Below are 21,427 nucleotides of genomic sequence, written 5' to 3'. Positions count from 1 at the left end.
TCTCCAAGTGACGTACGAAGCCGATGAACGCCCCCAGCCTATTGCCTGCGCTGGTGGTCCCCTAAAAACGCCGGCCCGGGGCCGCGCCCCAAAGGGGCACGGGGAACCGCGCGACCAGCCACGACGAACCGGCAGCCGAAGAGCACGACTCCGCCTACGGCGCCCCGGCCTAGACCCGACTGTGCGAGAACAGCTTCAGCACCGGCACCCCCACCTTGTGCCGGGCCCGGGACGCCCAGTCCCGATGAAAGAACTCCTCCACATAGTGCGGATCGGTCAGCACCAGCACCTCGTCCGCCCCGACCTCCTCCACCAGGGACTTCAGCGCGTCCAGCGGATGATCCTCGATCAGCCGCCCCTCCGCCGAACTCCCCGCCCCCCGCAACGCCTGCAACGACACCTCGAGAGCCTGCTCCCCGGCGTCGAGCGCCAGCTCCCCCTCCGGCGTCTCGCCCTCCCGCGTCGCCTCGTCCAGCTCACCGAGGGCGAGGTCGTCGATGGCCCGCAGCAACCGGTCGGCCTGATTGCCCCGCGGCTGGAGCAACACATGGAAGGAGGCCTGCTCGTCGCCGTGCAGGGTCGTGACGAACTCCACGTCCGCGGACGTCAGAGCCTTCTCGATCATCAATACGCTCGTGAACGACACCACAGGCGCCCTTCTCCTCGGAGGGCCCCACGGGCCCTCGATCCTCAGGGTTCTAGTGTGCCCGGCGAAAGCTAAACGGAACGGTATATTCCGTCCGCTTTCACGTACGACGGTCCCGCCTTCACGTACGACGGTAACGACCGAACAGGAACCCGGCCTCCTCCAGCAGCGACGCCAACGCGAACCGCTTGGGCACCGGTACCGAGGGGCCCCCGGCGATCCGCTGGGCGTCCCCCGCCGTGAGCATCGGCGACACGGTCAGACACAGCTCGTCCAGGACGTCGGCGGCGATCAGCTGGCCCAGGAGCCGGGGTCCGCCCTCGGTCAGCAGCCGGGTCAGCCCCAGGCCGGCGAGGGCCCGTACGGCTCGCGCGGGGTCCACGCCCATGCCGTCCCCGGCGACCACCACCCGGACACCGGCCTTCTCGGCGGTGGCGACCCGGTCGGGGGCCGCGGCGGCACCGGTCAGCAGGATGGTGGGGACCGACGGCGAGCTGAACAGCGGCAGCGAGAAGTCGAGATCCAGACTGGCGCTCACCACCGCGACCGCCGGGGCGGGCGTCTGTCCGGCCGCCCGACGCGCCTGCGCGAACGCCTCCCGCGCGCGTGCCGGGCGGTACCCCTCCTGTCGCACCGTTTCCGCGCCGACGATCACCGCGTCCGCGAGCCCCCGCAGCGTGCCGAAGATCCGCATGTCGGCGTCGCTGGAGATCGGCTGCGAACGTCCGCCGTGCTGGGCGGCGCCGTCGAGGGTGGACACCATGTTGGCCCGCAGCCACGGCTCCCGCCCACCGGGCGCAGGCTCGGGATAGGCGTACGCCACGGCCAGCTCACCGAGACTCCACTCCCGGTCGACGAAGTCCGACCCCCCGGCCGCACCCGACGTCCGGACCTCGGCCGCACCCGGCCTCCGGGCCCCGGCCGCACCCGACGTCCCGATCCCGATCCCGCCCGGCGTCCGGGCCCCCGCCGGACCCTCACCCCCACCCGGCGTTCGCACCTCGGTCACCTTCGCACCACCGGTCACTTCCGGCGTCCGGGCCGCTGTCTCTTCGGTCACAGGGAGCAGGCGTCGCATGTCGAGCAGTGTGGCACGACCCTTAGACTCGGTAACCGTGTCGTCGTCCTCAGCCACCGTGTCCGGAATCGGCCCGATACCCGAAGCGGCTCCCTCGTCCCTGTGCACCCGCGAGCCACACGTCCCCGCGGACCGGCTCGTCGCCGAGATGGTGCCGCCACCCCGCTTCGACTCGGTCCGCTTCGATTCGTACATCCCGGACCCGAACCAGCCCAGCCAGACCGAGGCCGTCCGCGTCCTGAGCGGCTTCGCGTCGGGCCTCGGCGGGGCGCACGCGACCGGCGCCGGCAGGCGCGGCTTCCTCGGCTTCGGCAGGGCGAAGGCCCCCAAGGTGCCCGCCGGCCCCCGTGGTGTCTACCTGGACGGCGGCTACGGCGTCGGCAAGACCCACCTCCTCGCCTCCCTCTGGCACGCCACCCCGGCCGAGCCCTCGCTCAAGGCCTTCGGCACCTTCGTGGAGCTGACGAACCTGGTCGGCGCCCTCGGTTTCCAGAAGACGGTCCAGACGCTTTCCGGACACCGCCTGCTGTGCATCGACGAGTTCGAACTGGACGACCCGGGCGACACCGTCCTCGTGTCGACCCTGCTCGGCAAGCTCGTCGACGCGGGCGTGGCCCTGGCCGCCACCTCGAACACCCTGCCGGGCAAGCTCGGTGAGGGCCGATTCGCGTCGGTCGACTTCCTGCGCGAGATCCAGGGTCTGTCGGCCCATTTCCGCTCCCTGCGCATCGATGGCGAGGACTACCGCCACCGCGGTCTGCCCGAGGCCCCGGCGCCGTACTCCGAGGAGGAGGTCACCAAGGCGGCGTACGCCACCGAGGGCGCCTCGCTCGACGACTTCCCGCATCTGCTGGACCACCTCGCGCGCGTCCACCCCAGCCGGTACGGCGCGCTCACGGACGACCTGAAGGCGGTCTGTCTGACGGACGTCCGGCCGATCCCGGACCAGTCCACGGCCCTGCGGCTCGTGGTGCTCGCCGACCGGCTGTACGACCGCGAGGTGCCCGTGCTCGCCTCGGGGCTGCCCTTCGACCGGCTGTTCAGCGAGGAGATGCTGAACGGCGGCTACCGCAAGAAGTACTTCCGGGCCATCTCCCGCCTCACCGCCCTCGCGCGCGACGCGAGGCGACTCGTGGAGCACTGACCCCACAGGCTCCGGCCGTGGGCGGGCTCAGGACAACTCCCCCAGGTCAAGGGGTGATTCCGGCCAACCCACCCTCGCCTTTCAGGCTCTCTTCAGCTCGCAACGTTAAGTTAACCCTGCAAACAACTTTGCAGGGTTAACGTGTTTCTTGACCAGTGGTTGACCATCGGTTGACCAAGTCGGGTAACTGCCGACGCGTGGGAGACACCGGGAACTGCCAGTGAGGAGGCTCATATTGCGAGGTACGACGACCCGGACCGCCCTTTCGGCCCTAGCCGCCGTCCTGCTCGCCCTCACGTTCTTCGCTCCCACGGCATCCTTCGCAGCCGCGCACACGCCCGGTCAGGTCAAGGCCAAGGCCGAGCCCGGAAACACCCTCACGGCGAAGCCGGTGCGTGACAAGGCCGTCACCCACCGCACGTGCGCACCCTCGCAGGACCCGACCGGTCCTCTCCGCACACGCGACCGGCATCGCACACACACGCACACCGTCACCGGGGCGCCCGCGCGTCCGTCGCCGGGGGAGAACCCGACGGCCGCGAGCGAACCCGAACGGCCCCCGACCCGGCACCACCGGGCGTCGAGATCCCTCACGGCCCACACCCCGGCCGTTCTGCAGGTCTTCCGCTGCTGAGCCGCGGAGCCTGTCTCCCCCCACACCTGTCGTGCAAGCCCGACGCGCCATCGAGGCGCGCCAGGAGGAGTCACCACATCATGCAGCCCCTCATCGACAACGCCCGGACGTTCGGACAGCGCCCTGAGGAGTTCGCCAGGCTGGCCGAAGGCCAGTCCCCCGAGGTCCTGTTCATCACCTGCTCGGACTCACGGGTCGTCCCGGCCCTGATCACGGGCGCCCGCCCCGGCGAGCTCTTCGAGCTGCGCACCGCCGGCAACATCGTCCCCCCGTACGCCTCTGACCGCCCCACCGGTGAGACGGCCACCATCGAGTACGCCGTGGAGGTTCTCGGCGTCACCGACATCGTGGTCTGCGGACACTCGCACTGCGGCGCCGTCGGCGCCCTGGTCCGCGGCGACGACCTGAACGCCGTACCGGCCGTACGCGACTGGCTGACCCACGCCACTCCGCGCCCCGAAGGGGCGGTCGAGGACCCGACCGTCGCCGACGGTGTGCAGAACCACGTCCTCAGCCAGCTCCTGCGGCTGCGCTCCTACCCCTGCGTGGAGAAGCGCCTCGCGGACGGCCGACTGCGGCTGCGCGGCTGGTACTACGAGGTCCACACCGGCTCCGTGCGCGAACACCGCGCGGACACCGACAAGTTCGAGACCCTGTGAGCGGCGGCCAGGTGTCCGAGACGACCGACAAGAACCCCAGGACCTCCATGCTCTCCAAGTCCCCCCTCATATCCAGGTTCCCCCACCTGCGACAGGACTTCGGCGCCTCGCTCGTCGTGTTCCTGGTCGCCCTCCCCCTGTGCGTGGGCGTCGCCGTCGCCTCCGGTGTACCGGCCGAACTCGGCCTGGTCACAGGCATCGTGGGCGGTCTCGTCGCCGGTCTGATGCCCGGCAGCAGCCTGCAGGTCTCCGGCCCGGCGGCCGGTCTGACCGTGCTGGTCTTCGAGGCGGTACGCCAGTTCGGGCTGCCCGCCCTCGGCGTGATCGTGCTCGCCGCCGGCCTGCTCCAGCTCGCCATGGGCGCGCTGAAGCTGGGCCGCTGGTTCCGCGCGATCTCCGTCTCCGTCGTCGAGGGCATGCTCGCCGGCATCGGCCTCGTGATCATCGCGGGCCAGCTGTACGCGGCGGCCGGCCTGAAGGCCCCCGCCTCCGGCATCGACAAGATCGCGGGCCTGCCCGGCGCCTTCGCCGACGCCATGGGCAGCACGGCCGCACTCGCCTCGCTGGCGATCGGCGCGGGCACCATCGCCGTGCTGGTGCTGTGGAAGCGTCTGCCGAAGAAGGCCCAGCTGGTCCCCGGCGCACTCGCCGCGGTCCTCCTGGCCACGCTCGCCACCCTGGCCTTCAGCCTCCCGGTGGCGAACGTCGAGGTGAAGGGCCTGCTGGACGCGATCCAGCCCCCCGGCCTGGACGCATTCGGCGCGCTGGCGGACGTGGCGATCCTCGGCACGATCCTCGCCTTCACGCTCATCGCCTCCGCCGAGAGCCTGTTCAGCGCGGCGGCCGTGGACCGTATGCACGACGGTCCGCGCACCGAGTACGACAAGGAACTGATGGCCCAGGGCGCCGGCAACACCGTGTGCGGGCTGCTGGGCGCGCTGCCGATGACCGCGGTGATCGTCCGCAGCTCGGCCAACCTCCAGGCCGGTGCGAGGACGAAGGCGTCCCGGGTCCTGCACGGCGTCTGGCTGCTGCTCTTCGCGGCCCTGCTGCCGGGCGCCCTGGCCCTGATCCCGCTCCCCGCCCTGGCCGGCATCCTCGTCCACGCGGGCTGGAAGCTGATCCCGTTCCGCGCGGTCGTCTCCCTCTGGCGCACCCACCGGGGCGAGGCGCTGATCCTGGTGGCCACGGCGGTGGCGATCGTCGCGGTGAACATGTTCGAGGGCGTACTGATCGGTCTGGCCCTCTCCGTGGCCAAGACCGCCTGGGAGGCCTCGCACATCAAGCTGGAGGTCATCGACAAGGGCGCCGGCCCCGTCCAGGCCTACCTCTCCGGCAACGCGACCTTCCTCCGCCTGCCGAAGATCCTCGACAACCTGGAGTCCCTCCCCCAGGACCGCCCGGTGGAACTGCACCTCACCGGCCTCCACCACCTCGACCACGCCTGCCGCACCGCGCTCGAGAACTGGGCGTCCCGCCACAGCACGACGGGCACGGAACCGGTGCGGATGACGGTCCCGGAACCGGAAAAGGTACGGTCGGGCACGCCCTGACCTGCGGCCTCCTCCCTGGGGCCCCTCCCTGGGGCCCCTCCCTGGGGCCCCTCCCTGGGGCCCCTCCCTGGGGCCCCTCCCTGGGGCCCCGTCCCCGGCACCAGCGCCCGAGCCGTCCCAGCTGCCTGCCCCCACTGCGGGCAATCGTGCCGCTGGGGCGGTGGGGGCACCTCCCGCTCGAGCGAAGCCGAGAGTGGGGGAGGGTGGGCGCAGCGGCACCCTGTCAGCGTCGGCAAGCGCCTCCCACTCCCGCCCAGCCCCGGCACCGAGTGCCCACCCGCCCCGCCCAGCCCCGGCTCCGGCTCCGGCTCCGCACTCTCCCCCACGGCAGTCGACCGAGCCCCCACCCCCGGCATATCGTGGTATTCGCACGAATACGGGACGACTCAAGGGGGTCGTCATGGTAGAAGAGCTGCTCATAGCCGCCGCAGCGGTCGGCTCAGCGGCCGTCGTGTACGTCGCGGCCGCGGCCCGGGTCGTCAAGCAGTACGAACGAGGCGTGGTCTTCCGCCTGGGCCGCCTGCGCGGCGGGCCCAGAACCCCCGGCTTCACCATGGTCGTCCCCTGCATCGACCACATCCGCAAGGTCAACATGCAGATCGTGACTATGCCCGTCCCGGCCCAGGAGGGCATCACCCGCGACAACGTCACCGTACGTGTCGACGCGGTGGTCTACTTCAAGGTCGTCGACGCGGCCAACGCGGTCATCCAGGTCGAGGACTACCGCTTCGCCGTCTCCCAGATGGCCCAGACCTCCCTGCGCTCGATCATCGGCAAGAGCGACCTCGACGACCTCCTCTCCAACCGCGAGAAGCTCAACCAGGGACTGGAGCTGATGATCGACAGCCCGGCCGTGGAGTGGGGCGTCACCATCGACCGCGTGGAGATCAAGGACGTCTCCCTCCCCGACACCATGAAACGCTCCATGGCCCGCCAGGCCGAGGCCGACCGCGAACGCCGGGCCCGCATCATCAACGCGGACGCGGAGCTGCAGGCATCCAAGAAGCTCGCGGAGGCCGCCCAGCAGATGTCCGAGCAGCCCGCCGCCCTCCAACTCCGCCTGCTGCAGACGGTGGTGGCGGTCGCCGCCGAGAAGAACTCCACCCTCGTGCTCCCCTTCCCGGTGGAGCTGCTCCGCTTCCTGGAACGAGCCCAGGCAGGCCCCCCACCGGACCCCCCTCCACGGCCCCACCCGTCTCCCCCGCCCCCACCGTTCCCGCCCCCTCCGACCGAGTGACACCGGGACGACTCCTCCGCCTCCCCCTCCTCGCGTGGTTCACGTGGCCGTGACCGCGTGATACACACAGGCGGGTCACATCCTGTCCGCCAACAGGAAGGTATTCCCGTGTCAGTGACCCGCCGTCAGGCCCTCGCCCGCTCCGGCGCCCTGGGCGCAGGTATCGCAGGCATCGCGTTCACCGGAGCCCTGTCCGAACTCTTCGCGGGCTCGGCCGCCGCGCAGAGCGATCTCGGCCACTCCGGCTACGGCCCCCTGATCCCCGACCCGAACGGCCTGCTCGACCTGCCGAAAGGTTTCCGCTACCGGGTCCTCTCCCGCGAGGGCGACCCCCTCCGCTCCGGCGAGGGCCAGGTCCCCAGCAACCACGACGGTATGTCCGCCTTCCCCGGCAGACACGGACGCGTCCACCTCGTCCGCAACCACGAGAACCGCCACAACGGCCGCATCCCGGTCCCCACGATCGAGGGCCTCACCTATGACCCGACGGGCAAGGGCGGCTGTACGTCGTTGACCCTCGACGCCCGCGGCAAGGTCCTCGCGGAACGCGTCGCCATCGCCGGCACCGCGGTCAACTGCGCGGGTGGACCCACCCCTTGGGGTACCTGGCTGACCTGCGAGGAGAACGAGGACAAGGCCGGCACCAACGGCTACACCAAGGACCACGGCTTCATCTTCGAGGTCGACGCGGCCGACCCGCGCCGATCGGGGGCCGTACCCCTCACCGCGATGGGCCGTTTCCAGCACGAGGCGATCGCCGTCGACCCGAAACGCGGAGTGGTCTACGAGACGGAGGACGCCTTCGAGCGCCCCTTCGGCCTCTTCTACCGCTTCCTCCCCAACAGGCCGAAGGGCGGCCTGGGTTCACTGCGCGCGGGCGGCCGGCTCCAGGCGATGCGGGTCCCCGGCGTACCCGACCTCTCTCCCATCCAGGACCCCGGAGCCCACTTCGAGGGGATCGAATGGGTCGACGTCCCCGACCCCCTGGCCGCCCAAACCGCCATCCGCCACCAGGACTTCGGCCCCAAGGGCATCACCCACGCGCAGAAGCTGGAAGGCTGCTACTGGGGCGGCCGCAGCGTCTACTTCGTCTCCTCCTTCGCCCGCAGCGCGGACGGCTCGGCCGCCGACCACTACGGCCAGATCTGGCGCTACGACCCCGACCACCGCACCCTCACCCTGGTGATCGCCTTCGGCCCCGACACCGACCTCCAACTCCCCGGCGAGTCCCCCGACAACATCTGCCTGGCCCCCTCCGGCGGCCTCATGGTCTGCGAGGACGGCAACGGCACCCAACACGTCTACGGCGTCACGCGGCGCGGCGACGTCTACGCCATGGCCCGCAACGCCCAGAACATCGGCACCCCCACCGATCCCGAGTGGGGCGAGTTCGCAGGCGTCACCTTCTCCCCCGACGGCGACACGATGTACGTGAACTGCTACACCCCGGGCACGACCTTCGCGGTGACGGGGCCGTGGCGACGTACGTGACCTGAGCCGAGCGGAAAGAGGGGAACACGCATGTACGGCACGTCGCCGTACATGCGTGTTCGATGGACAGTACGCGTAACCGTTCGCGACTCTGGGTGAGTTGATCGTGGGGAGATCCGACCCACCCGGAGGTGGCCGAGCATGAGCGTCGGCTGGGAACCCGGCCCGTCCGACACTCTGAAGACGTTCGGGGCGTACGTGCAGGCGCTGCGGGAGCATCACGGACACACGAGGGAGCCGTTCGCGCCGCTGGTGCGGTTCAGCGTGCACACGGTCGCCTCGATCGAGCTGGGGAGGCGGACGGCGGACGAGGTGTTCGTGGAGCGGACGGATCGGGTGTTGGGGGACACGGGGGCGCTGCTGAGAGCGGCGAAGCATCTGTCGCGGCAGCCGGGGTTGGCTCGTGGTTCCGGAATTGGGCGCGGCTGGAGGGTCAGGCGGTCAGTCTGAGCACGTCGAGTGCCGGCCGGTGCCGGGGTTGCTGCAGTCGGAGCCGTATGTGCGGGCCGTGTTCGGGGAGAGCATTCCGCCACTGGCCGACGAGCAACTCGAAGCCCAGGTGACACTCGCATGGATCGGCAGCGGCTGCTCCGCGAGCGCCCCAACACCTCGTTCTGCTTCACGATCGAGGAGGCCGTCATCCGGCGGGAGTTGGGCGGGCAGAAGGTAACGCGCGCGATGCCGGACCACCTGCTGGAGCAGATGCGGCTCCGGAATGTCGGGGTTCAGATCACGCTCTGAGCAGCAAGCACCACGCGTGTTTCGACGGCCCTGTGCAACTCGTCGAGCTGTCGGACGGACGTCGGCTCGCCCACTCCGAGGGGCAGCAGAGCGGGCGGCTGATCTCCGACGGGAAAGAGGCCCGTTTGCTCAACCAGCGGAATGCGACACTGCGCTCGCAGGCCCTCGGCCCAGCCGACTCGGAGAGCCTGTCGGTGCGAATGCGAGGAGCGAAATGAGCAGGTCCGAACTCGCCTGCTTCAAGAGCAGCTACAGCGGCACGCAGGGCGACAGCTGCGTCGAGATCGCGCTCGCCTGGCGAAAGTCGACGTAGAGCAGCGCCCAGGGCGACGACTGCGTAGAAGTCGCCACCCTCCCCTCCACCATCCACGTCCGCGACTCCAAGCACCCCGCCGGCCCGGAGCTGTCCCTCTCCCCCGCCGCCTGGACCCCCTTCATCACCCAGGCGGGTGACTTCGTGCCGGACTCCCTGTGATCCGGCAGCTAAACCGACTACCCGCTGACCCCACCGCCGTACTTTCGTGCGGTGATCAGTCCTGTACGAAGAATCTCCGCGCTCTGCGCACTCGGCGCCGCTCTCGCCGCCTGTGGCACCCCGCATGCCTCGACGCGCATCGTGAACGCCACCGCCAGCCCCTCGGCATTGTCGTCGTCCCGACCGCCCACGCTCGCGCCGGGACCGGCCGGGCTGACCCCGGTGTTCGAGCACGGCCTGCGGACCCGCGCCGACAAGACCGTGGCGCTCACCTTCGACGCGGACATGGCCGCGGATCAGGGGGAGCGGGCCGCCGCAGGCGAACGGTTCGACAATCCGGAGCTGATCGCCGCCCTGCGGCAGCTGAAGGTTCCGGCCACGGTGTTCATGACGGGGCGGTGGGTCGAGGAGTACCCGATCCAGGCGCGGTCCATCGGGCGGGACCCTCTGTTCGAGGTGGCGAACCACTCGTACAGCCATCACGCCTTCACCGAGAACTGCCACGGCCTGCCGACCATGGCGCCAGGGCGCATGCGGGCGGATCTGGAGCGGGCCTATCGGGTGTTCCGAGCCGCGGGAGTGACGGATCCGATGCCGTATTTCCGGTTCCCCGGCGGCTGCTACGACAGCCGCGCGCTGCGGCAGCTCAGCGCGTCCGGCGTGACGGCCGTGCAGTGGGACGTGGTGAGCGGGGACGCGTTCGCGACGGACCCGGACGAGGTGGTGCGGGAGGTGCTGGAGGGGGTGCGGCCGGGGTCCGTCGTGGTCATGCACTGCACCCGGAGTGCCGCGCCGGTCACAGAGCGGGCCGTACGGAAGATCGTGCCGGCGCTTCGGGAGCGCGGCTTCCGGTTCGTGAAGGTGTCGGAGCTGGTCGGGACGACGGCGACGACGGCAGCGGCGGCGACAGCGACCGCGGCGATGGCGGACGCGGCGCCCTGAGCCGGCCCCGCGCGGTCGCTCTACGCTGGAGACATGAGCGACCGCTACGGCACCGAACCGACGACCGCGGAACCGGCCGGGGCCCGGCCTCAGGCCCGCGCCACAGCCCGCCCTTCGCCGAGTGCGTCCTGTGCCAGAAGCCCACCGAGTACCCGGAGTCCCACAAGGGGATCACCCTGTGCCCGGTGTGCGAGTGGCGGGAGGCCGAGCGGACCGCCTGTTCAGGCTGAGCGGCGGGTCGTCAGGGCGCAGGCCACGGCGGTGGCGGCGGCCGTGAGGAGCCCGGCCGCGAGCAGTGGCAGGACGGGGACCGGGATCGTCGCGCGCTGCGAGCCGTCGACCAGGGCGGTGACCGCCGCCCGGGCCGGGGACCCGGCCACCACCAGGGCCAGCAGCGCGCCGAGCAGGAGGGCGGGGACGGCCCGGCCCGGCGAGCGCAGCAGCGGCCAGTTGGTGAGCGCGCCGACGGCCGTGCCGAGGAGGGCGCAGACGAGGGCGGCCAGGAGGCCCGCGCCGCCCGCCGGGAGCACCTCGACACGGGTCTGGTGGTCCGTGCTCGTGGGGGCGCTGATGATCGTGACGAGGACCGTGGCCGCCGTCCCGAGCAGCGCCGCCGCCGCGAACGCGACCAGGACACAGGCCAGGTGCGCCCGGCCCGGTCCGGTCGCCGCTCCCGTACAACTGCGGGCGGCGGGCGGCTCGTTGGTGACACAGATCCGCATCAGCCAGGCGGACACGGGCAGCAGCGCGGCGGCCGTGTAGCCGAGCGAGTCGAGCACCGGCTGCCCGCGCTGCACTCCGATGGCGAGGAACGCCGCGTACAGGATGACGGGCGGCAGCCAGCGCTGGGAGCGGACGAGAAGGGCCGCCTGGTAGCGGAGGAGGGCGTTCATCAGGAGTTCTCCACTTCCAGTTCCCTTTCCGACTCCGGTTCCTTCGCCGGTTCTGGTTCCATCTCCGGTTCCGGTTCGCGCAGCGCCGCGGGTGCCGGAATCACGCTCACCACGTGCCAGGGCGGTCGGGCGCCCAGCATCGCCCTGAGCAGTTCGTCGGATTCCGCCTGCGGAACGGTGAACCGGTGTGCGCCGGAGGTCATTTCCTCCACGGCATCCACCAACTTCCTCATGCGGTCGGGAACTTGAGCACCCGGCCCCGGACCACGCCCCTCGACGACGACGGAGGCCGGGAAGTCCGAGGAGTCACCCTCCCCCGAACTCCCCCTCCCCGCAAGGAGTTCGAGCGCTCCCCCGACCACCGTGTACGTCGCGTCCGGCATCCCCGCCAGCCGCCGCGGGTCATGGTCGACGAACACCACGGCGGCCCCGGCGGCGGTCCGCTCGACCACCACGCGCTCCAACTCGTCGCGGGCGTCGGCGTCCAGGCCGGTCCACGCCTCGTCGAGGACGATCAACTCCGGTTCGGCGAGCAGTGCCTGGGCCACGGCGACCTTCTGGCTGCTGCCCTTGGAGAGCTCCGCCATCGGCGTACGGGCGTACTCGGCGGCCCCGAAGCGCTCCAGCCACTCGGCGGCGGCGCGGGCGGCGGCCGGGCGGTCCAGGCCGTGGACGGCGCCGAGATGGGTGAGGTATTCGGCGGCGGTGAACGGCAGCGCGGCGGGGAAGCGTTCGGGGACGTACGCCGTGCGCGGGCGCCCCGTCACCCGGCCCTCCGTGGGGGCGTCGAGCCCGGCGAGGACGCGCAGAAGCGTCGACTTGCCGGTGCCGTTCGCGCCCTCGACCCGGATCAGCGCGCCGGGGGCGATCTCCAGGTCGACGCCGCGCAGCACCCACGCGCCACGGAAGCCGTAACGGCGGCCGACTCCCTCCAGCCTCAGCAGTAACTCACGTTCCATGCCCCCATCCTCGTACAAGCGGGCGAGTACGGGTCCGGGGAGGTCACCTTCCGCCTGGCAGACTGGGCGGGTGACCACGAGCGACCCGACCCCCGCCCAGGCCCCCGTCCCCACTCCGGCCCCCATGCCCGCCCAGGACAGCCCCTTCCGGGACGAGCGGACCTCGCGTGACGAGGCGCCGCAGTTCGTGCTGCCCCTGGTCGCGCGCATCGAGCGGGGCGCTCCCCCGGCGCGTACGGACGCGCTGGAGACGGCGGCGCGGGCGGTGCTGGTGATGCTGAGCGACGCGCGGTCGCTGGGCGACGGGGAATGGGCCGAGGCGATGCGGAGCTGGCAGGACGCCCGGATCCGCAAGGTGGTCCGGCGGGCACGCGGCGCGGAGTGGCGGCGGGCCGAGGCGCTGCCGGGGATCACCGTGGCGGGCAAGTCGGCCGAGGTACGCGTCTTCCCGCCGGTCCCCCTCGACGGCTGGCCCAAGGACCTGGCCCGCCTCCAGGTCTCCGGCACGGATCTCGACGACCCGGAACCGCCGTCCGGTCCCGACCCCGCCGCCCCGGTGCTCTGGATGAACCCCGAGGTCGACATGTCGGCGGGCAAGGCGATGGTCCAGGCCGGTCACGGCGCGCAGCTCGCGTGGTGGGACCTCGACGACCCGGCCCGCGCCGTCTGGCGGGACGCGGGCTTCCCGCTCGCCGTCCGCACCGCCGCCCCCGCCCACTGGCAGGCCCTCACCAGCGCCGGCCTCCCCCTCGTGCGTGACGCGGGCTTCACGGAGGTCGCCCCGGGCTCCAGCACGGTGGTCGCGGACCATCGGGCGCTGCGCGGCTGACCCCCGCCGAACGGTTCCCGCCCGGGCCGCGTTGAATCGTGTCCGCCTGAACGTCCGTCCGAACCGGATGTACTCAGCCGGTTCAAAGCTCGTTGAACAACTCCGCCGCCCCGCACGTATCTTCCGGCACTGGCCAAGTAACTGCCCCAACGACCAGTTGGCATCATCCGGGAGGATCACTTTGCGGCGTCTCAACGGCTCGCTCATCGCCAGCCTTGCCCTCGTCGTCACCGTCGGCGCACTGGCGTTCCCCGTATGGTCCTACGCCGACCGCTCGGGCACCGCCCAGGCCAATATGGCCGCCGGCTCGGTGAACACCCAGTGGGGGCCGCTGACGGCCTCCGACCGGGATCTGATCATGCGCGTGCGGCTGGCGGGGCTCTGGGAGCTGCCCGCCGCCGAGAAGGCAATGGCGCGGTCGAAGAGCCCTCAGGTGAAGGAGGCGGCCGACCACCTCATCGTGGGCCACAAGGACCTCGACGAGCGGGTGCGGGCCGTGGCCTCCCAGCTGGGCATGGAGCTGCCGAACGTCCCGAACGAGCAGCAGCAGGGATTCCTCCAGCAGATGGACAACGCGACGGACGACCAGTTCGACCGTGTGTGGGCCAACCTGCTGCGCTCCGCCCACGGCAAGATCTTCCCGGCCATCGGGACGATCCGGAACCAGACCGAGAACACCCTGGTGCGCCAGCTGGCCTCGGACACCAACCAGACCGTGCTCGACCACATCACGATGCTGGAGAAGACCGGACAGGTCGACTTCGACGCGATCGCCAACGGCACGATCTGACGCGGCCCCGGCTCCGCCTGCGAGCGGCGGGCCGGACCCGACACACCGCGGTCATCTCCGCACCCCCAAGCAACAGTCAGTCCCCAACGATCAGTTGGTTTCCTCCGGGAGGCTCATTTGCGACGCTCCAAGGGCTCTGTCCTCGTCGCCCTGGCGATCGCCGGCACGCTCACCGCGGTCGCCTACCCCATCTTCTACTCGTACCCCAACCGCAACGCCACGGCCGCGGCCGCGCTCACCGGTGACACGGTGACCACGCAGTGGGGGCCGCTCACCCCCGGCGACCGCGACCTGCTCATCCGTGTGCGGCTGGCGGGTCTGTGGGAGCTGCCTGCCGGGCAGCAGGCTCTGGAGCGCAGCGGCAGCAAGTCCGTCAGAGAGGCCGCCGACCACCTGATCGTGGGCCACGCCGACCTCGACAAGCGGTCCCGGGTCATCGCGGCGAAGCTGGGCGTCGAGCTGCCGAACCAGCCGACGGCGGAGCAGCAGGGCTTCCTGGACCAGATGACCGCCGCGAAGACCGAGGCCGAGTACAACAAGGTCTGGGCGAACCTGCTGCGGACCGCTCACGGCAAGATCTTCCCGGCGATCGCCTCGGTGCGGAACTCCACCCGCAACACGCTGATCCGCCAGTTGGCCTCCGACGCCAACCAGACCGTGTTGGACCACATCACGATCCTGGAGGGCACCGGGGAGGTCGACTTCGCGACCATCGCCAACAACTCGGTCAGCGGTACCGCCAGCCCGTCCGGCCCGCCGCCGCCCGCCCCCGGTCAGGTGCCGCCCGCCGCGCCCCCCGCGGTGCCGTCCACCAACCCGGACCTGAAGTCGACCCCGTCGCCGTTCCCGTCCAACCAGGTCCCCACCGGCCGTCCGGACCCGGAGGAGATCAACAAGGATCAGGGCGAGCCGGCGGTCCAGTAGAAAGCTCAAATGTTGCTCTGAAGGTCCCCTCCACGGGGTTCGGACCCGTATCCCGGGGCCATGACTCCGTCACGCCGGAACACGGGTCCGCGCAGGGAGACGTGGCACGACGAGACGCAGTCGCTGGTGCAGCCGTGGCCGACGTGACCGAGGAGGGGACGATGGAGCAGATCGCACAGTTGGGGACGGGGATCGGCTGGCGGCCGGAGATCGCCGACGCCGTCGAGCGCATGGCCGGGTCGGCGGGTGGTGTCGACTGGGTCGAGGTCGTCGCCGAGAACGTCTGTCCCGGCCACATCGCCGAGTCGCTGCTGCGGCTGCGCGAGCGTGGCGTCACGGTGGTGCCGCACGGTGTCTCCCTCGGCCTCGGCGGCGCCGACCGCCCCGACGAGCAGCGCCTGCGCTCCCTCGCCGAGCGCGCGGAGGCCCTGGGCGCCCCCCTCGTCACGGAGCACATCGCGTTCGTCCGGGCGGGGGGCGCCCTCACCGCGTCGCCGCAGCTGGAGGCCGGGCACCTGCTGCCGGTGCCGCGCACCCGGGACGCCCTGGACGTGCTGTGCGAGAACGTCCGCATCGCCCAGGAGGCGCTGCCCGTGCCGCTCGCGCTGGAGAACATCGCCGCGCTCATCAACTGGCCGGGCGAGGACATGACCGAGGGGCAGTTCCTCTACGACCTCGTCGACCGCACCGGCGTCCGGCTCCTCGTCGACGTGGCGAACCTGCACACCAACCACGTCAACCGGGGTGAGGACCCCGCGAAGGCACTCGACGAGCTGCCGGTCGAGGCCATCGCGTACGTCCATGTCGCGGGCGGCTTCGAGCGGGACGGCGTCTGGCACGACAGCCACGCCCACCCCGTCCCCCAGCAGGTCCTCGACGTCCTCGCCGACCTCACCTCCCGTGTGACCCCGCCGGGCGTCCTCCTGGAGCGCGACGACAACTTCCCCGAGCCGGGCGAGCTGGAGCGGGAGCTGACGGCGATCCGGGGGGTGCTGGAGAAGGCCGAGGTGCACAGCCCCGGGAAGAAGGCCCGCTCCGCCGGGCCGACGCCCGTCGGAGCCGTCGAGCCCGCCGCCCGCCAGCGGCTCGGGCTCGGGCAGGCCGCGCTGCTGTCCGCGCTGGTCGCGGGGACCCCGGTGCCCGAGGGGTTCGACCGGGTGCGGCTGGGCGTCCAGGCGCGTGCCCTCGCGGCGAAGCGGGCGGACGTCGTGGCGAAGGTGGCGCCGGAGCTCCCGGAGATCCTCGGCTCGTCGTACCGGCCGGCCTTCGTCGCGTACGCGCAGGGCCACCCGATGACCGACGGCTACCGGCGTGACGCCCTCTCCTTCGCCGAGCACGTGCTCCTCACGGGCCGTCCCGACGACGGGGACGTCCTGCGCGAGCTGCGCCGGTGGTGGCTGGAGCGCTCGGGTCCCGCCCCGCTCTCCGGGCGCCCGACGGCCCGGCTGGCCCGCGCCACCCGCAGGGTGCTGCTGCGCCGCTGAGTCGGGGTGTTCGCCCCCGGATGTGCTGCGACTAACAAACCCGTGCCCCACACACGGGTTTGCCGTCATTAAGGCACGTTTTGATGTGATTCACCCACCGCTCCGCGTACCCCATCCGACGCGCTTTGTCCCCTCCTCAACCGTTCCTCCGCATACGGCAGTTGGCGTAGACCGGGCAGTAACATACCGGTCCGTAGGCCGATCAGCACCCGTTGCGCATTAGCGTGCGGTGCCGCGAGGGAGGCACCATGCGAACCACGAACGGCAGAGGGGGACCCTTCAGTGGCACAGGACTCATCGTCGCCGGACTGACGGCGACGCTCATCGCGCTGATCTTCCCGATCTGGTCGTACGCGGACCGCTCGGGCACCGGCGTCAGCGTGCTCAACGCATCCACCGTGACGACGCAGTACGGTCCGCTGTCCGCCCTGGACCGGGAGTTCGTCACCAAGGTCAGGCTGGCGGGGCTGTGGGAGCTGCCCGCCGGGCAGCAGGCCGAGACGAAGGGCACCACCGCGGCCGTGCGGACCGCCGGTGCGCATCTCATCGAGGGGCACACCTACCTCGACGCCCGCGTCCGCAACGTCGCCGCGCGCCTCGCTCTGCCCCTGCCCAATCAGCCGAACGACCAGCAGAAGGCGTGGCTGGACACCCTGACCGCGGCGCAGGGCGAGAGTTACGACCGCGAGTTCGCCAACATCCTGCGCCTGGCGCACGGCAAGGTCTTCTCCGTCGTCGCCCAGGTCCGCGCCACCACCCGCAACTCGCTGGTCCGCGACCTCGCCGACGACGCCAACACCACCGTCCTCGACCACATCAAGGTCCTGGAGGCCACCGGGCTCGTCGACTACGACGCGATCGCCCGTGACACCGTCTCCGCGAGCGCCCCGCCGCTCACCAACTCCCCGGCCCCGCCCGGTCCGTTGGCCGACCCCGGCTCCCCGGTCCCGGTGACCCCGTCCCCCTCACCGACCACCCCGCGCCCCGCGACGTCCGCACCGCGCTTCACCCTGCCGCCGGCCGCCAACGGTCCGGCGGACGACGGCTAGACCGTTTCTGACGGCTCTTGAAGCCGTTCGTGAGCGGTCACGGACGAGTCCGGTGAGGCAGCCGGCGCCTCACGAGTCACCTCGCGCGCGCCGATCGGCCGGATGGATCTCCGACCAAGAGCCATCAGAAGCGCCCTGGGGGACGACCGGGAGACGGTCCGGAGACTGCCGGGAGCCGCCCGGCCCGCCTCCCGGTGAGGCATCGCCCGGAACGTCGCTCAGTAGTGCCCCGCCACCACGATGTACAGGCACGCGACGACCACGGCCGCACAGACGACGGCCGCGGCGATCAGCGCACACCCGAGCGCCCCTGCCGTGCCGCCGATCGCCACCCAGCCGAACCGGGTCGCCCGATCGGCCCGCCGGACCGCGTCGTGGTAATCGGCGTCGTCGTCCCAGCCGCGATCCGACATGATCACCCCCTGGCCCGACCCTACAAGCCGGCCGTCCCCCGCTCGCGGGACCTGGCAATTGCGGGCCGCAACGGCGATCAAACGGAAGAGACCGGGAACCTTCCCTCCGGATTACGGACATCGCACACCGCCGGACCGGGCGGGCGCATAGAAACACGCCATGCTCTGGGTGCTCTTCCTCCTCCTGGCCTGGGCCGCCGCCGGCGTGTCCTGTGCCCGACTGTGCCTGACCTCGTTGCGTGCGGCGGCCGCCGTCACCGACGTCCGCGCGGACCACGTCCACCACTGCCACCGGCTCACGCTGTACGAGGCGGCGTTCCTGTCCGGCGGGCCGGCGCGCGTCGCCGACCTCACCCTCGTCTCCATGGCCCGCCGACGCCGGCTCCTCCTCGCCCACACCGGCTGGGCGACCGTCGTGGACCCGGACGGGCGGGACGAGATGGAGCGCTCCGTCATAGGCGCGATAGGCCCCGGCGGACAGTCCCGGATAGCGCCCGTACGGCGGACCGTCGCGGCCGCGGAGTCCGTACGGCGCCTCTCCGACCGGCTCGTCGCGGCGGGGCTGGCCGTACCGGACGCCGCACGAACACGGGTGGACGACGCGGTCACGCAGGTACGGGGCGCGGCGCTGGGCGTGTGCGGACTGGGGGCGCTGGCGTTGATGCTGCCCTCGCAGGGGTTCGCGGAGCAGCGCGTGCTGGTCGCGTTGTGGTTCGCGTTGCCTTTGGTGCTGACCTTGAGCTGTCTGGTCATCGCCCGGATCGAGGGGCCGCCGGGTGCGCGGTGGGCATCGCCGGAAGGGGTGAGGGTGTTGAGAGGGGTGGCGGGGCGGGGCGGGGGTGACTTCGCGGACCTGGTCTCCGTGGCTGTCTGGGGGGTGGGGGCGGTGGAGTCTCCTGAGATGCGGGCGGCGTTCGAGCAGCGGTAGCGCCACGGGCGGGCCTTGTGAATTGCGGACCGCGGACTGTCCATGGCCGATCGCACGGCTCCCCGCGCCCCCGAAAGCAGCGGCGACACCGTCGAACGGTGCTTTACATTCACCCTCTTTCGCACCAAACATCCCTTTGTCGCTGTCGTGCTTCGGAGGGACTCTCCATGCGAGCTGCCGTTCTCTACGGGACCGTCGGGGCGGTGTTGCTGAGTGCTCTCGGCGCCGTGCCGGCCAAGAGTGACATGGGTTGGACGGAGGAGCAGCAGGTAGCCGTCGCGGCGGAGCGGGCCGCCGCCGAAGGCATCCGGTTCGGGAAGTGCCCGGTGGTGGAGGGGCTGCCGGACGGGGTGCGGTGCGGGACGGTCAAGGTGCCGCTCGACTACGCGCGGCCCGACGGCAGTCAGATCTCACTGACCGTCAGCCGGGTCGGGGCCAAGGGGGAGAACGCCAGAGGACAGAAGGTCCCCTGGCAAGGGGCGCTCGTGTTCAATCCGGGCGGCCCCGGAGCCTCCGGGATGTTCTTCCCGCTCGTCGGCCACCTCCCTGGCTGGAAGCGGGTCGCCGCCGCCTACGACCTCATCGGGTACGCCCCGCGTGGGGTCGGCCGGTCGGCGCCGCTGTCCTGCCAGGACCCGAAACGGCTGCACCGGGGGCCCTCACCGGCACCGACGCACCCTTCGGAGGCGTACAAGAAGGAGCGGATCGCGCGGGCCAGGACGATCGCGCGGGGGTGTGCGCAGCGCAACGGGAGCGCCCTGCGGCACTACCACTCCCGCAACAACGCCCGTGACCTCGACGTACTGCGTGCCGCGCTCGGCGAGCCGCGGCTGACGTTCATGGGGTCGTCGTACGGGACGTACTTCGGAGCCCTGTACGCGTCGCTGTTCCCCTCGCACGTACGCCGGATGGTCTTCGACTCGGCGGTGAACCCGGACCCCGAACAGATCTGGTACCGCAACAACCTCGACCAGTCGGCCGCGTTCGAAGGACGCTGGGCGGACTTCCGGGCCTGGGCCGCCAGGCACCACAAGGTGTACGGGCTGGGTGACACCCCTCAGAAGGTGCTGCGCAGTTACGAGCGGGCGGCCGCGCGGCTGGCCACCCGACCCGCCGGGGGCAAGGTGGGGCCGGGACAGCTGCAGGGCGCGTTCCTGCAGGCCGCCTACTACGACGACCACTGGCCGCAGCGTGCCCTGGCGCTCTCCGCGTATCTGAAGGGCGACCCGAAGCCGCTGGTCCGGATCGCCGGTCCGTACCCGGAGGCGTCCGTCGAGCAGGAGAACGCGAGCGCCGTCTACACGGCCGTCGAGTGCAACGACGGGCCGTGGCCGACACAGTGGCGGGTCTGGGACCGCGACAACACGCGGCTCGCGCGGACCGCGCCCTTCGAGACGTGGGACAACGTGTGGACGAACCTGCCGTGCGCGTACTGGAGCGGGCCCCGTCAGGAGCCGCTCGACGTGCGGACCGGGCCCGGCGAGCTGCCGCCCACACTGATTCTCGCGGCCGAGCGGGATGCGGCCGCGCCGTACGAAGGGGCGATCGAACTGCACCGGCGGCTGTGGGGGTCGGTGCTGGTGACCGAGCGGGATGCCGGTAACCACGGGGTCGGGTGGGGGGCCAACAAGTGCGTCAACGGGTACCTGGAGGCGTACCTGTTGGAGGGGCGGCTGCCGGAGCGGCGCGCGGCATGCGCGCCGCGACCGGAGCCGAGCGCTCCGCGGGTCAAGGGATGAAGGAACTGCGGGCCGTCAGCGGCTGAGCGCGCCCACGCGGCGGAGCCGCACAGGTGACGGCCCCGCGCCCCTTGTCGGAGCCCTTATGCCAGGCCCGCCACCAGTTCCGCCACCGACTTCCTGCGGCCCGTGTAGAACGGGACCTCCTCGCGGACGTGCATACGGGCCTCCGAGGCGCGCAGGTGACGCATGAGGTCGACGATGCGGTAGAGCTCGTCGGCCTCGAAGGCGAGCATCCACTCGTAGTCGCCCAGCGAGAACGAGGCGACCGTGTTGGCGCGGACGTCCGGGTAGCCGCGGGCCATCTTGCCGTGGTCGGCGAGCATACGGCGGCGGTCCTCGTCGGGCAGCAGGTACCAGTCGTAGGAGCGCACGAAGGGGTAGACGCTGACGTAGTCGCGGGGCGTCTCGTCGGCGAGGAACGCGGGGATGTGCGAGCGGTTGAACTCGGCGGGGCGGTGCAGCGCCATGTTCGACCACACCGGGGTGAGCGCGCGGCCCAGCTTCGTCCGGCGGAAGAGGTTGTACGCCTCCTGGAGCTGGTCGGCGGTCTCGGCGTGCCACCAGATCATGAGGTCGGCGTCGGCGCGCAGGCCCGACACGTCGTACGTACCGCGGACGGTCACGTCCTTCGCGGCGAGCTGGTCGAACAGCTCCTGGACCTCGTCGGCGTAACCGGCGCGGTCCTCCGGCAGCACGTCCTTCAGCCGGAAGACGGACCACAGCGTGTAGCGGATGACCTCGTTGAGGTCCTTGGCCAGCTTGCCCTTGTTCGGGATCCGGCCGGACTCGGTGGTGGGGGCGACGTCGCTCATGGTG

General features: G+C 71.4%; 20 protein-coding genes and 2 pseudogenes. 16 read left to right on the top strand and 6 right to left on the bottom strand.

What is annotated here, in order from left to right:
* Positions 1–169 precede the first annotated feature (169 nt).
* Positions 170–625 carry an indole-3-glycerol phosphate synthase gene (locus tag OG858_RS35325; protein ID WP_319064574.1) on the bottom strand — a complete coding sequence of 152 codons (456 nt, stop codon included), beginning with the start codon at positions 623–625 and terminating at the stop codon, positions 170–172.
* Between the two features lie 142 nt (positions 626–767).
* Entirely contained in the window at positions 768–1,724 is a 957-nt protein-coding gene (locus tag OG858_RS35320) for a pyrimidine reductase family protein (protein WP_408059445.1), read from the bottom strand.
* Between OG858_RS35320 and zapE the strand changes: the two genes are divergently transcribed.
* The 9 genes and pseudogenes from zapE to OG858_RS35275 all read left to right on the top strand — a co-directional run bounded on the left by zapE (position 1,723) and on the right by OG858_RS35275 (position 10,600).
* Positions 1,723–2,868, top strand: a complete 1,146-nt coding sequence (gene zapE, locus OG858_RS35315) for a cell division protein ZapE (protein ID WP_319321692.1) — start codon at positions 1,723–1,725, stop codon at positions 2,866–2,868. The genes OG858_RS35320 and zapE overlap by 2 nt on opposite strands.
* A 235-nt stretch (positions 2,869–3,103) precedes the next feature.
* Positions 3,104–3,502: a hypothetical protein gene (locus OG858_RS35310; RefSeq protein ID WP_086753656.1), complete on the top strand. Its 399-nt coding sequence runs from the start codon at positions 3,104–3,106 to the stop codon at positions 3,500–3,502.
* A gap of 80 nt (positions 3,503–3,582) precedes the next feature.
* Entirely contained in the window at positions 3,583–4,161 is a 579-nt protein-coding gene (locus OG858_RS35305) for a carbonic anhydrase (protein WP_037700488.1), read from the top strand.
* A 47-nt stretch (positions 4,162–4,208) separates the two neighbouring features.
* Positions 4,209–5,714, top strand: coding sequence for a SulP family inorganic anion transporter (locus tag OG858_RS35300; protein ID WP_179201445.1), 1,506 nt, complete (start codon positions 4,209–4,211; stop codon positions 5,712–5,714).
* A gap of 400 nt (positions 5,715–6,114) precedes the next feature.
* A complete protein-coding gene (locus tag OG858_RS35295) occupies positions 6,115–6,951 on the top strand; it encodes a slipin family protein (RefSeq protein ID WP_319064497.1) in 837 nt (278 codons plus the stop codon).
* Positions 6,952–7,065: 114 nt separating this feature from the next.
* Complete coding sequence (locus OG858_RS35290) at positions 7,066–8,442, top strand: PhoX family protein (RefSeq protein WP_319064572.1); 1,377 nt, start codon at positions 7,066–7,068, stop codon at positions 8,440–8,442.
* 141 nt (positions 8,443–8,583) lie between these two features.
* Positions 8,584–9,401: pseudogene (locus OG858_RS35285) on the top strand (helix-turn-helix domain-containing protein).
* Positions 9,398–9,658, top strand: a pseudogene (locus OG858_RS35280) (DUF397 domain-containing protein). The pseudogenes OG858_RS35285 and OG858_RS35280 overlap by 4 nt, the downstream one beginning before the upstream one ends.
* A gap of 51 nt (positions 9,659–9,709) precedes the next feature.
* Positions 9,710–10,600: a polysaccharide deacetylase family protein gene (locus OG858_RS35275; protein ID WP_086753768.1), complete on the top strand. Its 891-nt coding sequence runs from the start codon at positions 9,710–9,712 to the stop codon at positions 10,598–10,600.
* Between the two features lie 221 nt (positions 10,601–10,821).
* Here OG858_RS35275 and OG858_RS35270 read toward each other — a convergent pair whose 3' ends face one another.
* Both OG858_RS35270 and OG858_RS35265 read right to left on the bottom strand, forming a co-directional pair.
* Positions 10,822–11,493 carry an ABC transporter gene (locus tag OG858_RS35270; RefSeq protein ID WP_179201450.1) on the bottom strand — a complete coding sequence of 224 codons (672 nt, stop codon included), beginning with the start codon at positions 11,491–11,493 and terminating at the stop codon, positions 10,822–10,824.
* The gene (locus OG858_RS35265) at positions 11,493–12,452 is read right to left on the bottom strand and encodes an ABC transporter ATP-binding protein (protein ID WP_179201451.1); all 960 of its coding nucleotides are present in this window, start codon (positions 12,450–12,452) and stop codon (positions 11,493–11,495) included. Before OG858_RS35265 ends, OG858_RS35270 begins: the two co-directional genes overlap by 1 nt.
* Before the next feature lie 124 nt (positions 12,453–12,576).
* On the opposite strand from OG858_RS35265, the gene OG858_RS35260 reads away from it, so the two are divergent.
* The 5 genes from OG858_RS35260 (at position 12,577) to OG858_RS35240 (ending at position 17,528) form a co-directional block, all read left to right on the top strand.
* Positions 12,577–13,281: a peptidyl-tRNA hydrolase gene (locus OG858_RS35260; protein ID WP_328545281.1), complete on the top strand. Its 705-nt coding sequence runs from the start codon at positions 12,577–12,579 to the stop codon at positions 13,279–13,281.
* A 181-nt stretch (positions 13,282–13,462) separates the two neighbouring features.
* Complete coding sequence (locus tag OG858_RS35255) at positions 13,463–14,071, top strand: DUF4142 domain-containing protein (protein ID WP_037700516.1); 609 nt, start codon at positions 13,463–13,465, stop codon at positions 14,069–14,071.
* Between the two features lie 117 nt (positions 14,072–14,188).
* A complete protein-coding gene (locus OG858_RS35250) occupies positions 14,189–14,995 on the top strand; it encodes a DUF4142 domain-containing protein (protein WP_319064438.1) in 807 nt (268 codons plus the stop codon).
* A gap of 161 nt (positions 14,996–15,156) precedes the next feature.
* Positions 15,157–16,479, top strand: coding sequence for a DUF692 domain-containing protein (locus tag OG858_RS35245; protein WP_319064437.1), 1,323 nt, complete (start codon positions 15,157–15,159; stop codon positions 16,477–16,479).
* A 248-nt stretch (positions 16,480–16,727) separates the two neighbouring features.
* Positions 16,728–17,528, top strand: coding sequence for a DUF4142 domain-containing protein (locus OG858_RS35240; protein ID WP_319064436.1), 801 nt, complete (start codon positions 16,728–16,730; stop codon positions 17,526–17,528).
* Positions 17,529–17,746: 218 nt separating this feature from the next.
* Here the strand turns inward: OG858_RS35240 and OG858_RS35235 are convergent, their stop codons facing one another.
* On the bottom strand, positions 17,747–17,941 hold the full coding sequence (locus OG858_RS35235; RefSeq protein ID WP_319064435.1) for a hypothetical protein: 195 nt from the start codon (positions 17,939–17,941) through the stop codon (positions 17,747–17,749).
* A 160-nt stretch (positions 17,942–18,101) separates the two neighbouring features.
* Between OG858_RS35235 and OG858_RS35230 the strand changes: the two genes are divergently transcribed.
* Together OG858_RS35230 and OG858_RS35225 are read left to right on the top strand one after the other, a co-directional pair.
* Positions 18,102–18,869: a TIGR04222 domain-containing membrane protein gene (locus OG858_RS35230; protein ID WP_319064434.1), complete on the top strand. Its 768-nt coding sequence runs from the start codon at positions 18,102–18,104 to the stop codon at positions 18,867–18,869.
* 167 nt (positions 18,870–19,036) lie between these two features.
* Positions 19,037–20,608 (top strand): alpha/beta hydrolase, encoded by a 1,572-nt coding sequence (locus tag OG858_RS35225; protein WP_086753117.1) that lies wholly within the window; start codon positions 19,037–19,039, stop codon positions 20,606–20,608.
* An 83-nt stretch (positions 20,609–20,691) separates the two neighbouring features.
* On the opposite strand, the gene hemQ is transcribed toward OG858_RS35225, so the two are convergent.
* Positions 20,692–21,423 (bottom strand): hydrogen peroxide-dependent heme synthase, encoded by a 732-nt coding sequence (gene hemQ / locus OG858_RS35220; protein ID WP_037700533.1) that lies wholly within the window; start codon positions 21,421–21,423, stop codon positions 20,692–20,694.
* Between the last annotated feature and the right edge of the window lie 4 nt (positions 21,424–21,427).

Origin of the sequence: Streptomyces europaeiscabiei (assembly GCF_036346855.1) — a bacterium.
Classification (GTDB): domain Bacteria; phylum Actinomycetota; class Actinomycetes; order Streptomycetales; family Streptomycetaceae; genus Streptomyces; species Streptomyces europaeiscabiei.
Note: the sequence above shows the minus strand (reverse complement) of the source record. Positions and strands in the feature narration are given on the sequence as shown.

What these genes read in the sequence shown, in the direction of transcription:
- OG858_RS35235 (WP_319064435.1), bottom strand. Translation starts at nt 17,941, where the DNA reads ATGTCGGATCGCGGCTGGGACGACGACGCCGATTACCACGACGCGGTC.
- OG858_RS35295 (WP_319064497.1), top strand. Translation starts at nt 6,115, where the DNA reads ATGGTAGAAGAGCTGCTCATAGCCGCCGCAGCGGTCGGCTCAGCGGCC.
- OG858_RS35240 (WP_319064436.1), top strand. Translation starts at nt 16,728, where the DNA reads ATGCGAACCACGAACGGCAGAGGGGGACCCTTCAGTGGCACAGGACTC.
- OG858_RS35300 (WP_179201445.1), top strand. Translation starts at nt 4,209, where the DNA reads ATGCTCTCCAAGTCCCCCCTCATATCCAGGTTCCCCCACCTGCGACAG.
- zapE (WP_319321692.1), top strand. Translation starts at nt 1,723, where the DNA reads ATGTCGAGCAGTGTGGCACGACCCTTAGACTCGGTAACCGTGTCGTCG.
- OG858_RS35320 (WP_408059445.1), bottom strand. Translation starts at nt 1,724, where the DNA reads ATGCGACGCCTGCTCCCTGTGACCGAAGAGACAGCGGCCCGGACGCCG.
- OG858_RS35260 (WP_328545281.1), top strand. Translation starts at nt 12,577, where the DNA reads ATGCCCGCCCAGGACAGCCCCTTCCGGGACGAGCGGACCTCGCGTGAC.
- OG858_RS35270 (WP_179201450.1), bottom strand. Translation starts at nt 11,493, where the DNA reads ATGAACGCCCTCCTCCGCTACCAGGCGGCCCTTCTCGTCCGCTCCCAG.
- OG858_RS35265 (WP_179201451.1), bottom strand. Translation starts at nt 12,452, where the DNA reads ATGGAACGTGAGTTACTGCTGAGGCTGGAGGGAGTCGGCCGCCGTTAC.
- OG858_RS35230 (WP_319064434.1), top strand. Translation starts at nt 18,102, where the DNA reads ATGCTCTGGGTGCTCTTCCTCCTCCTGGCCTGGGCCGCCGCCGGCGTG.
- hemQ (WP_037700533.1), bottom strand. Translation starts at nt 21,423, where the DNA reads ATGAGCGACGTCGCCCCCACCACCGAGTCCGGCCGGATCCCGAACAAG.
- OG858_RS35225 (WP_086753117.1), top strand. Translation starts at nt 19,037, where the DNA reads ATGCGAGCTGCCGTTCTCTACGGGACCGTCGGGGCGGTGTTGCTGAGT.
- OG858_RS35245 (WP_319064437.1), top strand. Translation starts at nt 15,157, where the DNA reads ATGGAGCAGATCGCACAGTTGGGGACGGGGATCGGCTGGCGGCCGGAG.
- OG858_RS35325 (WP_319064574.1), bottom strand. Translation starts at nt 625, where the DNA reads ATGATCGAGAAGGCTCTGACGTCCGCGGACGTGGAGTTCGTCACGACC.
- OG858_RS35305 (WP_037700488.1), top strand. Translation starts at nt 3,583, where the DNA reads ATGCAGCCCCTCATCGACAACGCCCGGACGTTCGGACAGCGCCCTGAG.